Genomic DNA, 15094 nt, shown 5'->3' on the forward strand with positions numbered 1-15094 from the left:
ACAGGCAGGGGCACCTATCTGACCCACGGGCTCAATGGCCCAGACTCTGATCGGCATCTCCCTGCCTGACCACTTCTGCACCTTGATTATCCAAGGGTGACGCGGCATGTTCAATATACGAGCTCTGTCATTTGGACATCCGAACCAATTGTTTGATATATCTCAATACGCCAATTTCGGCATTTTCACGTATTGATAAAGATCAAAGATTTGCACTGAGTGTCCAAATGACAGAGCTGACCCTGAATTTTGATTCGTGTTTCGTGGGTTGGTGCAGCCTCGCTCAGGCGCGGCGGGCTTGGGGTTGTGGTTCGGCGTACGCGGCTGGCACGCTGCGGGTCTGGCTCGGGACCAGGCTGGCGCTGGCTTTGCGGGCGCCGCCTTGGGGTGGGAGCTTGAATACTTCCAGCGCTTTGGCGACCGCTTGCGTCTGCAGGTCCAGCACGCCGGTGGCGGTGGACGCTTCTTCCACCATTTGCGCGTTCTGGCGCGTGACTTCGTCCAGGTGCATGATGGCGTCCTGTACCTGGTGCACGCCGTTGCTTTGCTCGCGCGTGGAACCGCTGATGTCGCCCATGATGGCCGCCACGCGGCCAATCGCGGCGATCACCGCTTCCATGTCCTGACCGGCCGCGCTGGCCATGCCGGCGCCGATGTCGATTTTGTCGGTCGAGGTGTCGATCAGGGCCTTGATTTCTTTGGCCGCCGCGGCGCTGCGCTGCGCCAGGCTGCGCACTTCGTTGGCAACCACGGCGAATCCGCGTCCGCTTTCGCCAGCGCGCGCGGCTTCCACTGCCGCATTCAGCGACAGGATGTTGGTCTGGAAGGCGATGCCGTCAATCAGGCCGATGATGTCGACGATTTTGCGCGAGGAGGCGCTGATGTCGTTCATCGCCGATACCACCTGCGCCACCGCCACGCCGGTGCGCTCAGCCAGCGCGGTCGCTTCGCTGGCGACGCCGCTGGCCGTGGTGACGTTGTCGGCGGTCTGGGTGACCATGCCGGTGATCTGGCCCATGTTGGCCGAGGTCTGCTCCAGGCTCGACGCCTGCGCCTCGGTGCGCGCCGACAGGTCGGTGTTGGCCGCGCGCACTTGGGTGGTGGTGCTGCGCGTCAGGCTGAAGTTGCCGCGGATGTCGACCAGGATCGAGGCCAGGTTGAGGTTCAGCTGGCGCACGAACGCCTGCAGCTGCCCCAGCTCGTCATGACGATCGACCGCCATGCGGGTGGTCAGGTCGCCGCCGGCCAGGATGCGGGTGGCCTTGATGCTGGCCTGGATCGGGCCGACGATGGCCACGTGCAGGTTGCGCCAGCAGTACAGGGCCAGCGCCACCATCAGCAGCGCTTGCGTAATCAGGGTGGCGTCAGAATAGTCCAGCAAGCCATGGCATGCCATGGACAAACCCAGCAGGATGATGCTGCCAAAGCACAGGCTCAGGCGCTGCGCCAGGGTGATGTCGCGCAGGGCGTGGGCCAGCTTGCGCCAGCCACGCGCGGCGGCTGTACCGCGCACGATGCGGATGCCGTCCGGGTTGCCGCTTTTGAGGCTGCGGTACAGCTGCTCGGCCTCGTCAATTTGCTGGCGCTTGGGCTTGGTGCAGACCGACATGAAGCCGGTGGTGCTGCCGCCTTCCATCACTGGCGTGACGTTGGCGATGCACCAGAAATAGCCGCCATGCTTGCCGGCGTACTTGACCAGCCCGCGCCACGGCTCGCCGGACAGCACGGTGCGCCACATGTCGGCGTCGACTTCCGGCGGCATGTCGGGGTGATACAGGGAGTTTTGCAGCCGCCCGGCCAGTTCTTCGTCGGCATACCCGCTGGCTTCGGTGAACGTGGAGTTGACGTAGGTGAGGCGGCCCTTGAGGTCACTGGTGGTGACGATGGGCTTGCCGTCTTCAAGAACGGTTTCTTGGCCGTGCATGGGTTGTCCTGTGCAAAGTTGACAAAATGTGGTCTGTATCCTAACAGATTTAACTGTCAACTAATTCCACAAAGTATCATTTTTGCACAAGAACAACAAAATGGCGCAACTACCAGTCGCGGCGCAGACGCAGCATGGCGTACGGTTGGGTGCGGTTGATGTTGTGCTCAACGAAGTCGACATTGCTGGCAAACCGGTCATTGCCGGTGTAGTGCACGCGGTCGTAGGTGGTGGTGCGGCTGGCCAGGTTGTTCAGTTCCAGCGTCAGCATGGTGTTTGAGCTGGGACGGTAATTGATGAAGGCGCGCGCCCAGCCGCTGCCGCTGCTGCTGTCGCGCTCACCCACTTGCCAGCTGTCGTTGCTCCAGCCGTTGTCGACCGAGACGCCCCAGGCAGTGCGCTGGGCCGGCAAGTCTTGCGAGAATTCGACCCGCCACGCCAGTGGCTGCTCGCCGGACAGGCGGCGCGCGGTCAGCGTGGTGGGATCGGTCACCGATGACGAGCGCCAGGTGGTGGACAGCTTGAGCAGCCCTTGCGGCAGCGCCCAGCTGTCGGTCGGCAGGTTGAGCATGCCGGTGACGCTGTCGGTGCTGGCGTCGCCGATGTTGCCGGCAGCATCCACGGTGGCGGTGGCGGTGCGGATCGGCATGCGGTCGATCACATCGCTGATGTGCGCCTGCGTGTAGCTGAGCACGGCCGCGCCGCGTTCCCAGAAGCGGTACTCCAGCGCGCCTTCGCACAGCCAGGTTTTGGCCGGCACCAGGTCCGGGTAATCGGCGCGCAGCGATTTGTCGCCCATGCCAAAGTAGCCGGCGGCATCGTAGAAATTGATCTGGCTGACTTCGCGCTCCATGCGCAGCCGCAGTTGCAGCGCCGACGAGGGCGACAGCGACAACCGCAGGCGCGGCTTGGGATACACGTAGGAGCGGCCTTCCTGCTGGTTTGCGCTGGTGTTCAGGCTGGAGTGTTCGATTTTCAGGCCGGCCTCGGCGCTGAGCGTATGGTCGACCTGCCACGCCGAAGACAGCTGGCCTTCGACACGCGATTCCTGCACCCAGGCACCCACGCCCGGCACGGCGGCGGCCTGGTCGTTGGCCTGGTAGCGGTTGGTGTTGTCGTTGCTGTTGACGGCGCGCTCGATGCCGCCGCGGATCACCACATGGTCCGATGCCGGCCAGGTCAGTTGGCCGGCGACGATTTGCTCGCTGGCGCTGGTGGTGGTCAGCGCATGCGAGGTGCTGCTGCCGGAGGTGTAGGTCGAGTTGGCCGTGACTTCGGCGCTGCGATATTGCAGCTTGAGGTCGAGGCTGGCGCCATGGGCCAGGTCGCGCGTGTAGGCCAGGCCTTGTTCACGCGTGCGGCCGGCGTTGTCGTTGCTGGCCTGCGCATAGCTGCCGCTGTCGGTGTGGACCTGGGCCTGCTGCGACTGGTAGGTCCAGGGATTGTAAGCACCGTTCCAGGTCAATTGGCCGTCCAGCAGGTCCTGACCGTAGTTGAGCTTGACCGTCTTGTTTTCGTTGATGCCGGCGCCGTCCAGGGTCAGTTCGGCATCGGGACCGCCATCGGCATAGCTGGTGGTGCGGGTGCCGTGGCCCTGGCCGGTATCCGGTGAGCGCCGCCATGCCAGCGACACGTTGATGCTTTTGTCGCCGCGTTTCAGGCTGTAATTGCCATCGACCGAAGGTTCCAGACTGCCGTCCGGCATGACGGTGCTGGAGGCGGTGGTACTGGCCGACACCAGATCCATCGGCTTGAGCAGGACGTTGGCGACGGTGGCGTAGCCTTGCATGTCGATGCCGCCCGCGCCGCTGTTGATGACTTCGATGCGATCCACGGCGGCGGTGGGAATGCGGCCCAGCACGTCGTTCAGCGGTTCGGTCTTGGACGTAGGGCGTTTGCCGTTGATCAGCACATTGCCGGCGATACCGCGCCCGACGTTGCCGCCTTCGAACACAAAGCCGGGCAGCTTGTTCACCATCTCCATCGCGCTCACCGCCTGGAATTGGGCGAAGTAGTCAGGCGCGTAAGACGGCGGCGCGGCGCCATCGGCCGCACCGGCGTGCCCGGCGGCAGCCAGCGTGCAGGCGAGAACTGCGCGGCGGATGGGAGTGGTATGTCTCATGGCAATATTGTGCAATGGGCATTATGATACCTCAATAATCCGCCGGCGCCGTTTTAGTCGAGCTTGAGTGCTTTGGCGACATCTTCCCAGGCCACATACTTGAAATTCTGCGGGCCGTCCGGCAGCCGTTTGTAGCCGTCCTGAATCACCAGCATACCTTTGCCGTACGGGCCGCCGAAGTTGGCGGAGCTGACTTCCAGGCCGTCGGTTTCCGAGGTGCCGTCGATGCCGGCCGCGATGTTGAAGCCGACGCGGAAGCTGCCGCGTACTTTATATGGCGCCTGGGCGTCCAGCACGAGGTAGCTGTTGTCGCCCTGGCTGGAGACGATCAGGTAGTCGTGGCTGGCGCCGTGGTACAGACCCATGCCCTCGACGTCGGCCGCCAGTTGCGGGCCGACCGCGATCACCATGCTCAGCTTTGCCGGGGCGTCGCCGCGCGCCGAGACGGTCCAGACGCCGCGTTTTTCCTCGCCCAGGAACAGGCGGTGGTTGCGGTCGTCGACCACACAGCCTTCCGGCTGGCTGCCGACCTTGAAGCGGCGCAGCAGTTTGCCGGACAGGGCGGCGCCGTCGCTGTCGATGCGGTACTGCAGGAAGCTGCCATCTTTGTCATTGATGAAGGCTTCCAGACCGCCGTCCTGAGGGCGGTAGAGGCACATGCCGTAGATGTCGTCCAGGCCGGTGGCGAAAGCGCCGGCGGTGGCCACCGTGCCGTTGGCGTCGATGGTGAACAGCATGACGCTGTTGTCGTCGCGCTGGGTGGCGACGGCAACGTCGAGCTTGCGTCCGCCAAGCATGACGTCCTGGCGCACATCGACGTTGTTCAGGCGGCCGACTTCCAGCAGTTGCAGTTGTTTGCCGTTCAGGTCGTAGACCAGCAGGCCTTGCTTTTTGTTGGTGCCGAGGATGCGGGCGCCGGCCGGATCGGCCGGGTTGCGCCAGATGGCGGGATCGTCCGCCGCATCGCCGGTGCGCGCGACCGGCTCCGTTTGCCCGCGCGGCATCACGATGGCCTTGCCGCCGGCCGCAGTGGCTCCGGCGCGGGCCGCCGTGCCGCTGGCCGTGGCCGCGCCGGCGGCCGATGCTGCCGCCGCCGTCGCACCCGCGGGGATGGCCGCTGTGCCGCTGGCCGGGACGGGCCACGGCCGCACCACGGCTTCACCCTTGCGCTCGCTTTCGGCGCTGCGTTTCAGCAGTTTGCGCTCGGGCACGCCTTCGGCCTCGGCGTTGTAGGCCCACACGCCGATCTTGCTTTCGTTGACCAGCAACTGGTGGGCGGCATCATCCGCGCGGCAGTGTTTGGTGTGTGGCGGCAGGGCCAGCTTGCGCACCAGCAGACGCTGCTCACCCTGCATCAGCCACTGCTCGGCCTGACCGTCCTTGCCGACCACGAACAGGTGGTCGATCTGCTGCGCATCACGATACAGGCAGGCCGCCTCGATGCCGAACGGCGGCGCCGGGAACGGCTTCTGCGCCGTCAACGCACCAGTCCGCCAGTCCACCAGCACCGGCACCACCTGCTCGGCATTGGCGTCCATGACTACCGCGATCGCGCCATTGCCTTGCGGGCGCAGGTCCAGATGCTTGGCGCGCACTTTCAGCAGCGCGCGCTCCTTGCCGGCCGCATCCAGCAGATGCAGACCGTGTTTGTCGATGCTGAGCCGGCCGCCATCCGGCAGCGCCGCCAGTTCGCTGGCTTTGGCCGCCAGGCCGGGCAGGGGCGCGGCGGCGTGGGCCAGCGCGCTGCAGCTCAGCAGGGCGCCAGATAAAATCGTATAAATCTTTTTCATCAGAACAGGCTTACTTTCAGGCTGAGTTTGTAGGTGCGGCCGTATTGTTCGTACTGCGCGTTATAGGCTTTGCCGCCAAGGTAGACATAGTACTTCTCGTTGTTCAGGTTGGCCGCTTCAAAGTTCAGCTGGATCTGCTTGCTTAACTGGTAGGATGCCGAGAAGTCCACCTGCTTCTGCGCATCGACGATGCGGTCCTGTTGGGCGTCGAGAATATCGTCGCCCATTTCCAGCAGGTAGTCCGACTTGTAGTTGACCGCCAGGCGCGCGCTCAGCGGGCCTTGTTCGTAGCCCAGCATCAGGTTCAGCACGCGGTCCGACTGGCCCGGCAGGCTGATGCTGCGCGAACGCATGCGCTTGGCATCGGTATCGTAGCGGGCCACGTTGGCGTCCGAACGCGTCAGGCTGCCGTTGGCGCCGATGATGAAGCGGTTGAACGGCGATGGCAGCATGCGCAGCGGCTGGTTGTAGGACAGTTCCATGCCTTTCACGCTGGCCTTGTCGCCATTGGCATAGGTGATGGCCGAGCTGTAGCTGGCCCACGGGCCGCTGCCCGCCAGGTTGGTGGTGTAGGTAAAGTTCTTGATGTCCTTGTGGAACACATAGGCCGAGATGGCGCCGTCGTCGCCCAGGATGCGCTCGATGCCGAGGTCGAGGTTGGTCGATTTGAGCGGCGCCAGGTCCGGATTACCGATGGTGGCTTCGGTGTCGCTGGCCTGGCTGATGCCGGGCGCCAGCTGGTCAAAGTTGGCGCGCACCACCGAGTGGGTCCAGGCGGCGCGCACGCTGGTCTTGGCGTCGACGTCGTAACGCGTTTGCAAGGCCGGCAGCCAGTTGGTGTACGAACGGTCGCGATGGACGGCGCCGATGGTGCCGGCTTCCTCGTCCACCCGGGCACCGGTGGCGTCGAAGCGGGTGCGCTCGGCGCGCACGCCGGTCAGCACGTGCCAGGTGTCGAGGTCGACGCTGTTTTGCAGGTAGGCGGCATCGATATCTTCCTTCAGGCGGTAGTCATCGATGGTGGAGTCGGCCAGGACGCGGGCGTTGGTGCGGCTCAGGCCGGCGACCAGGCTGCGGATGGCCGCCGGGTTGATGGCGTTGCCGATGCGGCCCAGTTTGTAGTCCAGCTGGCCGGTGGTGACGTAGTCGGCCATGGCGGTGCTGGCGCTGCCGATTTGCTTGCTGCTGTAGGACCAGGCTTCGGTGTCGTTGGTTTTTTCGCGGCGGCTGCTCTTGGCGCCGAATTTCAGCGTCGAGCTGCCTTCGCTCAGTTCAAACTTGCGCGCCAGGTCGAATTGCAGATGGTGTTCCTTGTCCTTGGCGTAGCTTTGCTTGAGCGCGATGGAGTTGAGCTTGTAGCTGGCGGCATTGTACAGGCTGTCCGGGCCGGTCAGGCGCGGGATCTCGGTGCCGGAAAAGCCAACGCCGGCGAAGTCCTTGCTGCCGCGGAAGCGGGCGTCGTTGATCGATTCCGGCGCGTCGTCGGAGGAGCGGCTGAAACCACCGTTCAGGTCCAGCTTCCACTGGTTCCATTTCTGCTCGGTGCCGAGTTGGACCGATTTGATGGTCTGGGTGTACTTACGCTGGCGCAGGCGGCGTTCGCCGCGGGCAGCGGCGGTCTGGCCCTCGGCCAGCGAGCCGCCGGCGATGTTGCTGATGGTCAGGCGGTCGCGCACTTCGTCGTCGCTGAAGTCGCTGATGAAGCTGCGCAGGAAGTATTTGCTGGCGTTGTCCGGGTGGTAGTCCAGATTCAGGGCCGCGGCGCGGCGTTCGCGGGTGGGCAGGTAATCGCGCAATTCGACGCCGGCCAGTTTGCCGTCTTCCCAGGCGCCGCCGGTTTCGACGTTGTCGGAGCCGAATTCACGCTTTTCGTAGCTCAGGCCGCCGGCGACGCCCAGTTTGCCGTTCAGGAAGCGGTCGGCAAACAGTATGCTGCCGCTCGGGCTGGTTTTGCCGATGTTCTGGTCGCGGCTGGCGCCGACGGTGGCCGACAGCAGCTTGCCCGGCAGGTCGAAGCCGGTCAGGGTTTTGACTTCGACGGTGCCGCCCAGCGAGTTGGCGTCGTGGTCGGGCGTGAGGGTTTTGCTGACTTCCAGTGAGCGGATCAGGCCGGCCGGGAGCACATCCAGCGCCACCGCGCGGCGGCCGGATTCCGGCGACGGCACCAGCGCGCCGTTGATGGTGACGGCGTTCAGGTCGGGGCCGAGGCCGCGCACGCTGACATAGCGGCCTTCGCCCTGGTCGCGCTGCACGGCCACGCCTGGCAGGCGGGCCAGGGCTTCGGCGGCATTCTTGTCCGGCAGGCCGCCGATGTCGTCGCTGCTGACGACACTGACGATGTTGTCGGCTTTTTCCTGGGCGGCGATGGCGTTGCGCAGGCTGGCGCGCTGGCCGCTGACCACCACGCTGTTGGCGGCGGCGGCCAGATCGGCGGAGTCAGCGGCCTGGGCGGTGGCAGCCAGCATGGCCAGCACGCCGATGGTCAAAGCCGACAGGCGCGGCGCGGTGTGTTTGTGTGTGGTTTTCATTGGTTACCGTCTGTGGATGGGAGAACGGGGCGGATGATAGGTAGCCAATGTTTCAGTTGCGTGACAGGGGAGGGCGCGGCTGGCTGGAAGTGGCCGCTGCGGAAGGGAAATGAGCTTGAATGACCTGCGGCCCCGCCCCGTCATTCCAGCGAAAGCGGAGCGTCCGCTTTCGCTGGAATGACGGGGGTGAGCTGATTTGACCTGTCGTTGCGGCGCCGTCACATGGCCGCGAATGCCGTCATTTGTCACATCCACGTCACAAACAGCCGCTAAGCTGCCGCTGCACACATCACGTCCATTGCCCATTCATGCTGCAACTACACCGTTACACCCTGATCGCCTCCGGCCTCGCACTCCTGCTATGCGTGGGCCTGTACGCCACGCTTGGCATCGCCAAGCCCTTCACCGTCTGGAAATGGACCGACATCATCAGCGAGGGCGGCACCGCCGTCATGGCCGGCATCTGGGTGCTGTTCACCCTGAGCAGCCGACCCGGCGGCCTGGTCACGCGGCTGCTGGCTGGCGGCCTGGCCATGATCATGATCGGCTCCTTTGCCGACTGCCTCGACGAATTCTTCGCCATCAGCAAAACCGCGCGCTGGGATCACTGGCTGGAAGCGCTGGTCCCGCTGGGCATGCTGTGCGTCACCTGCGGCATGTACTACTGGCGCCACGAGCAATTCCGCCTCAACGAGCATCTGCAAAAGCGTGAACGCCTGTTCCGCGAACACCGCGCCTTCGACCGCATCACCCAGCTGGCCAACGCCGATTACCTGCGGCGCCAGATCCGCCACGAACAAACGCACCGCCCCGGCCAGCCGTGCGCGCTGGTGCTGCTCGACATCGACGGCTTCCACTTGATTAACCGCGAATTCGGCCAGCGCGAAGGCGACCGCGTGCTGCAGGCCGTCGGCCACATGCTGCTGCTCAATCTGCGCAACGACGACCTGCTGTGCCGCTACGCCGGCGACCGCTTTGCGCTGCTGATGCCCGATGCCACCGCCGCCCAGGCCGACGCCCTGGCCTGGCATCTGGTGGCCATGGTCGGTCAGATGCGCCACCACGCCAAGGACGGCCGCGTCCCCATCAGCCTGCGTCACGCCTGCGCCGACGCCAGCGCGCCTCCCGATGCATTACTGGCCCATCTGAGCCGTGAACTTGCGCTGCAAGCGCAGGCGAAGGCGGCCGGGACGGCAGCGGCGTGATCGCATACCGTCAGAACGGCGACCGCTACATCCCGGCCCGGCATCAGCCGGCGCTGGTGCTGGACTACGCGTGCAGCCGCGAGCTGGACCGCGAAGGCACGCAGCTGCTGCGCGGCACCGGCCTGAAGGATTGGGACTTGCCCGCGGCCGACTGCATGCTGACGCCGTCTGAATATCTGCAACTGCTGGCCAACACCCTGCGTGCGCTCGATAGCCCGGACAGCAGCTTCATGCTGGGCCAGCAAATGCTGCCGGGCCACTACGGCGCCCTCAGTCATGCACTGTTGCAGGCGCAAAACCTGCGGCAGGCGCTGGAAATCCTGTGCAAAGGCCACGGCCGCCTGTGTCCATTATTGACGCCGCGCCTGATTGAAGAGGGCGGCCTGGCCGTGCTGTACTGGAGCGACAGCTTTGGCGCGCCGAGCCAGCTGCCGGCGCTGGTGGAAATGCACCTGACCGCTGTCACCGCCATGTGCCGCTGGCTGAGCGGCGAGCGCTTGCCCTGGCGTTACTGTATCAACCGCAGCGCGCCGGCGCATGTGGAGCAGCACGAAGTGCATCTCGGCAGCGACCTGCGCTTCAACTGCCATCTGGATGCGATGCTGATCGATCCCGCGTGGCTGGACCGCGCCTGGCCGCGCGGCAATGCCATGGCGGCCTCGGTCGCACTGCAGGATGCGGACGCCCATGCGGCGGCATTGACGCCCAGCCTGCTCACGGCCATGTATGACTACCTGCTGGAAAATATTCGCCTCAGCCCGACGCTGGAAGGCAGCGCCGCCGCCTTCGGCATCAGCCCGGCGACGCTGAAACGCCATCTGGCGCGCCACGGCAGCCACTTCCAGGCCGAACTGGACCAGGTGCGCGCCCATGTCGCCATGCACTTGTTCCAGATGCGCGGCTACGACAACGAAGCGGTGGCGCATTACCTCGGCTTCCACGACGCCACCAACTTCCGCCGCTCCTTCAAGCGCTGGACCGGGCTGGTGCCCAGTCTCCTGCGCGACGCCTTGCTGCAGCCCTGATGCTTACTGCGCGTTGGCCGCGCGCAGCAGTTGACCTTTGAGCTTGCCGTTTTCGACCGTTGCCACCAGCGCGTTGACGATGGCGCCGCCGTTGTGGTCCAGACCCTCGACGCTGGTCGGGTTGTATTGCGCCGGCAGGGTGCGGAACGCCTGATCCATCCTGGCGCGGATCGCCGCGGCGTCGCTGACCGTGCCGGCCAGTTTCATGGCGGCGATGGTGGCGTGCACCGCAGAATAGTTCAAGGCCACTTCGCTGCTCGGGTCTTTGCCCTCGTTGGCCTTGCGGAAGCGGGCGGTGAAGGCGCTGGCTTCGGGGCGGTCGTCGCCGCTCATCGGCATCACGCCCACCGCGCCTTCCAGCGCGGCGTAGCCACCGGTGACCTTGGCCATCTCATCCAGCTTGGCCTGATCCAGCACGATGAACGCGCCCTTGAAGCCCAGTTCGCGCGCCTGCTTGGCCACCAGCGCGGTCGGCTCGGAAGCGCCGCCGATGAACAGCACGTCGGGCCTGGCCTGGATCACGCGCGAGACGCCGCTGTAAAAGTCGGCCGCCTTGTTGTAGGACATGGGATTGTCCGCCACCACCTTGCCGCCGGCCGCTTCCCATGCGGGCTTGAACGCCGCCGACCACGCTTTGGCGTAATCATGGTCGGCCTGCGCCAGCGCCACGTTTTTGCCGTACTTGCTCATCGAGGCCTTGATGAAGGGCGCGATGTAGGCGGTGAAGTCCGGCGGAATGCGCACGGTCAGCTTGTTGCCGCGCTCGGTCGCAGCGGGCAGGCTGGTATAGGCCAGCAGCAGGACTTTCAATTTCTCGTTGGCGGCCTGCGCCGCGAACACGCCGCCCGAATGGGGCACCAGCACGGCGGCGCTCTTGTGCTGTTGCACCAGCCGCTGCAGGTTGATGCCGGTCTCCGCCGGGTTGTACTTGTCGTCCAGCGCGACGATTTCCACCTTGTAGCGCTTGCCGGCGATATCGACCGGCTTGGCGTTGATTTCATCGGCGGCCATCTGCATGCCGCTTAACACGTTCTTGCCGTACAGCGCAGCACCGCCGCTCAGCGGGCCGGAAAAGCCGATTTTGATGGTGTCCTGCGCGTAGGCGCCGGTGACGGCCAGGCTCAGCGCGAGCGCGGCCAGCTTGAAGCGGTTGACATGCTGCATGGTGGTCTCCTTGTTTGTAGATCTAAGCGCCGATATAGGCCTTGCGCACTTGCTCATTGCCGAGCAAGTCTTCACGACTCCCTTCCAGTACGATTTTTCCCTGTTCGATGACGTAGGCGCGGCTGGCGATGTTGAGCGCCGCGTAGGCATTCTGTTCGGCCAGCAGCACGGTGGTGCCGGCCTGGTTGATGCGCCGGATGATTTCGAACATCTGCCGCACCACCAGCGGCGCCAGCCCGAGCGATGGTTCGTCCAGCAGCAATGCCCTGGGCCGGCCCATCAGCGCGCGTCCGATCGCCACCATTTGCTGCTGGCCGCCGGACAGCGAACCGGCCGGGCTGTCCTTTTTCTCATGCAGGATGGGGAACAGCTCGAACACCTCGTCGAGGATGCGCTGGCTGCCTTTGCTGTCGCGGCGGTGGACGTAGCCGCCCAGCGTCAGGTTTTTCAGCACCGACATACCGGGAAACAGCTTGCGTCCCTCAGGACAATGCACCAGACCGTCGGCAACGACTTGCGATGGCTTGCGTCCGACCAGCTCACGTCCCTGGAAGCGGATGCTGCCGGCGCCGGCGCGCCGCAAGCCGCTGATGGCATTGAAGATGGAACTCTTGCCGGCGCCATTGGCACCGAGCAGCACCACCAGTTCGCCTTCCGCCGCATGCAGATCGATCGCGTGCAGGGCCTGGAAGCTGCTGTAGGACAGCGATACCTTGTCAAGCCTGAGCATGTTCGCTCCCCAGATAGGCTTCGATCACCAGCGGATTGGCGCGTACTTCGGCCGGCGTGCCTTCGGCGATTTTTTCGCCGTGGTTCAGCACCAGAATGCGATCGGCCAGGCGCATGATCATGTCCATTTTGTGCTCCACCAGACAGATGGTCAGGCCGGCGGCTTTCATCTTGCGGATCAAATCGGCCAGTCCTGCGGTTTCCTCGGGATTGACGCCGCCGGCCGGTTCGTCCAGCAGCAACAGTGCCGGATCGGTGGTCAGCGCCAGCGCAAACGCCACGCGCTTGCGCTCTTCCTGCGAGATGTCGCCGGCCAGCCGCGCTTCCAGATGCGACAGGCCGACAAAGTCGAGCGCCTCGCGCGCCTTGCGGCGGCAGGCGGCTTCCTCCTCGCGCAAGCGGCGCGTGCCCAGTACCACGTCCAGCAGCGTGGAGCGGGTGCGCAGGCGGTGGCCGACGATCAGGTTATCCAGCACGCTGGCGTTGTCGAACAGCGTGGTGCTCTGGAAGGTGCGGGCCACGCCCAGCCGTGCCATCTGATCGGCGCGCAGGCCGGTGACGTCGCGTCCGTCCAGCAGGATGCGTCCGGCGCTGGGCCGCAATGCGCCGCTGACCAGGTTGAAGAACGTGGTCTTGCCGGCGCCGTTGGGGCCGATGATGGCGTTGATGGTGCCGCGCGCGAACTGTGCGCTGACGTCGTGCACAGCGGTGAGGCCGCCGAAGCGGCGCGTCAGGGAAGTCAATTCAAGCACGGCTGACCTCCTTGACGCCGGCGACGCGCGCCGCCGGTGCGGCCTTGCTGAGCGGCGCCTTGCGCCGGCGCCACGCCATCCATGTCCCGACGACGCCACGCGGCAGGAAGATCACCAGCACCACCAGCAGCGGACCGAACACCACAAAGCGGTAGTCCTGCAGGAATTGCAGCTGCTGCGTCAGCCAGGGCATGCCGATCGCGCCCAGCAGCGGGCCGAGCATGGTGCCGATGCCGCCGACCAGCATGTACATGGTCATGTCGAAGGTCTGCTCGATGCGCGCGATGTCGGGGCCGAGAAAGCGCACATAACCGGCGTACAGCCCGCCGGCCAGCCCGGCGAAGAAGACCGACAGCATGAAGGCCAGCAGCTTGTTGCGCATCAGGTTGATGCCCAGCGCCTGCGCCAGCTCGTCGCCGTTGCGGATCGCCATGAAGGTGCGGCCCAGCAGCGAGGCGATGATACGATGCATCAGCCACATGCTGGCCGCCAGAAACACCAGCACCAGATAGTATTGCGTGCGCGGCTCCGAGAAATCCAGGCCTGCAAACGATTCGGGGGCAGGGATGCCGACGATGCCGCCGGCGCCGTGGGTCAGGCTTTCCCATTTCTCGATCAGCAGATACATGATGTAACCGACGCACATGGTGAAGATGGAAAAATAGTGGGTCTTCAGCCGCAGCGACACCAGCCCGACAAAGAAGCCCAGGCCCGCCGCCGCCAGCCCTGACAAGGCAAACGCCAACCAGAACGACACCTGATAATCGACGGTCAGGATGCCTACGGTGTACGCGCCCACCGCCATGAAACCGCTGTGCGCGAGGTTGAACTGGCCGGTGTAGCCGGTGATCAGGTTCAGGCCCACGGTGGCGATGGCATAAATGTAGGCGGTCGACATCACGGTCAACTGGTAGTCGTCGGCGGCGACGAAGGGGAAGGCCAGCCCCAGCAACAGCAGGGCGCTCCAGCCCAGTTTGGCGCGATGACGCATTAATGCACCCCTTTCTGGAACAGGCCTTGCGGCTTGAGCGACAGGATCAGCACCAGCAGCACGAAGGCGATGATGTCCTTGTAATCGGTGGAGATGTAGAAGGCGCCGAAGGCTTCGGCAAAGCCGATGATCAGCCCGCCCGCAATCGCGCCGGGCACGCTGCCCATGCCACCCAGCACGATAATCACGAACGCCTTGGTGATCACCAGATGGCCCATGGAGGAATACACCAGGTTGATCGGCGCGTACAGCACCGCCGCCATGGCGGCCAGCGCACCGGCAATGGCAAAGGTCAGCATCGCCACGCGGTTGGCGTCGATGCCGACCAGCGCCGCGCCTTCGCGGTTCTGGGCCATCGCCACGATGGTGGCGCCGGTGATGGTGTATTTGAGGAACCATTGCAGCATCGCCACCAGCACGAAGGCCGCCACAATGATCAGCAGGCGCTGCGCCGGCAGGGTCAGGTCCGCAATGCTGAGGATTTGCGCGTAGGGCGTGGACATGCGGTGAAAGTCCGCGCCCCACAGCGCTTGCGTGCCGGCTTCAAGAAACAGCAGGATGCCGATCGAGGCGATCATGTGGTGCAGGTAGGGCGCATTGCGCAGTGGATGAAACACCAGCCGCTCGGACAGCACGGAGATCAGCGCCACCGCCGTGGCCGCGCCGGCCATCGCCAGCCAGTAGTGGAATCCCATGCGCTCGATCAGGAAGAAGGCGACGTAGGCACCGGCCATGTAGAAGGCGCCGTGCGCAAAGTTGGGCACTTGCAGGATGCCGTAGACCAGTGTCAGCCCCAGCGCGACCAGGCAATAGACGCCGCCCAGCGTGAGTCCGTTCAGGACTTGTTGCAGGAATAGTTCCAAG

At 64.9% G+C, this 15094-nt stretch carries 11 protein-coding genes; 2 read left to right on the forward strand and 9 right to left on the reverse strand.

Annotated features, from left to right (window positions below; all coding sequences use genetic code 11):
• Positions 1 to 283 precede the first annotated feature (283 nt).
• The 4 genes from ABDW57_RS26990 to ABDW57_RS27005 form a co-directional block, all read right to left on the reverse strand.
• Entirely contained in the window at positions 284 to 1924 is a 1641-nt protein-coding gene (locus ABDW57_RS26990) for a methyl-accepting chemotaxis protein (protein WP_343733227.1), read from the reverse strand.
• Between the two features lie 109 nt (positions 1925 to 2033).
• On the reverse strand, positions 2034 to 4046 hold the full coding sequence (locus ABDW57_RS26995; protein ID WP_343733228.1) for a hypothetical protein: 2013 nt from the start codon (positions 4044 to 4046) through the stop codon (positions 2034 to 2036).
• A 53-nt stretch (positions 4047 to 4099) separates the two neighbouring features.
• Positions 4100 to 5836 carry a phytase gene (locus ABDW57_RS27000; protein ID WP_343733229.1) on the reverse strand — a complete coding sequence of 579 codons (1737 nt, stop codon included), beginning with the start codon at positions 5834 to 5836 and terminating at the stop codon, positions 4100 to 4102.
• The gene (locus ABDW57_RS27005; protein ID WP_343733230.1) at positions 5836 to 8364 is read right to left on the reverse strand and encodes a TonB-dependent receptor; all 2529 of its coding nucleotides are present in this window, start codon (positions 8362 to 8364) and stop codon (positions 5836 to 5838) included. Before ABDW57_RS27005 ends, ABDW57_RS27000 begins: the two co-directional genes overlap by 1 nt.
• 308 nt (positions 8365 to 8672) lie before the next feature.
• Here ABDW57_RS27005 and ABDW57_RS27010 point away from each other — a divergent pair, with 308 nt between their 5' ends.
• Together ABDW57_RS27010 and ABDW57_RS27015 are read left to right on the forward strand one after the other, a co-directional pair.
• Positions 8673 to 9569 (forward strand): diguanylate cyclase, encoded by an 897-nt coding sequence (locus tag ABDW57_RS27010; protein WP_343733231.1) that lies wholly within the window; start codon positions 8673 to 8675, stop codon positions 9567 to 9569.
• A complete protein-coding gene (locus tag ABDW57_RS27015) occupies positions 9566 to 10594 on the forward strand; it encodes an AraC family transcriptional regulator ligand-binding domain-containing protein (RefSeq protein WP_343733232.1) in 1029 nt (342 codons plus the stop codon). The genes ABDW57_RS27010 and ABDW57_RS27015 overlap by 4 nt, the downstream gene beginning before the upstream one ends.
• A gap of 3 nt (positions 10595 to 10597) precedes the next feature.
• Here the strand turns inward: ABDW57_RS27015 and ABDW57_RS27020 are convergent, their stop codons facing one another.
• From ABDW57_RS27020 to ABDW57_RS27040, 5 genes are read right to left on the reverse strand one after another with little or no spacing between them, the layout of a single operon-like run.
• Positions 10598 to 11758 carry an ABC transporter substrate-binding protein gene (locus tag ABDW57_RS27020; RefSeq protein ID WP_343733233.1) on the reverse strand — a complete coding sequence of 387 codons (1161 nt, stop codon included), beginning with the start codon at positions 11756 to 11758 and terminating at the stop codon, positions 10598 to 10600.
• A gap of 22 nt (positions 11759 to 11780) precedes the next feature.
• Entirely contained in the window at positions 11781 to 12488 is a 708-nt protein-coding gene (locus ABDW57_RS27025) for an ABC transporter ATP-binding protein (RefSeq protein WP_343733234.1), read from the reverse strand.
• Positions 12475 to 13239: an ABC transporter ATP-binding protein gene (locus ABDW57_RS27030; RefSeq protein WP_343733235.1), complete on the reverse strand. Its 765-nt coding sequence runs from the start codon at positions 13237 to 13239 to the stop codon at positions 12475 to 12477. The genes ABDW57_RS27025 and ABDW57_RS27030 overlap by 14 nt, the downstream gene beginning before the upstream one ends.
• Complete coding sequence (locus ABDW57_RS27035) at positions 13232 to 14230, reverse strand: branched-chain amino acid ABC transporter permease (RefSeq protein ID WP_343733236.1); 999 nt, start codon at positions 14228 to 14230, stop codon at positions 13232 to 13234. The genes ABDW57_RS27030 and ABDW57_RS27035 overlap by 8 nt, the downstream gene beginning before the upstream one ends.
• Entirely contained in the window at positions 14230 to 15093 is an 864-nt protein-coding gene (locus tag ABDW57_RS27040; protein ID WP_343733237.1) for a branched-chain amino acid ABC transporter permease, read from the reverse strand. Before ABDW57_RS27040 ends, ABDW57_RS27035 begins: the two co-directional genes overlap by 1 nt.
• Position 15094 lies beyond the last annotated feature (1 nt).

The organism is Duganella sp., assembly GCF_039595735.1.
Lineage (GTDB): Bacteria > Pseudomonadota > Gammaproteobacteria > Burkholderiales > Burkholderiaceae_D > Rugamonas.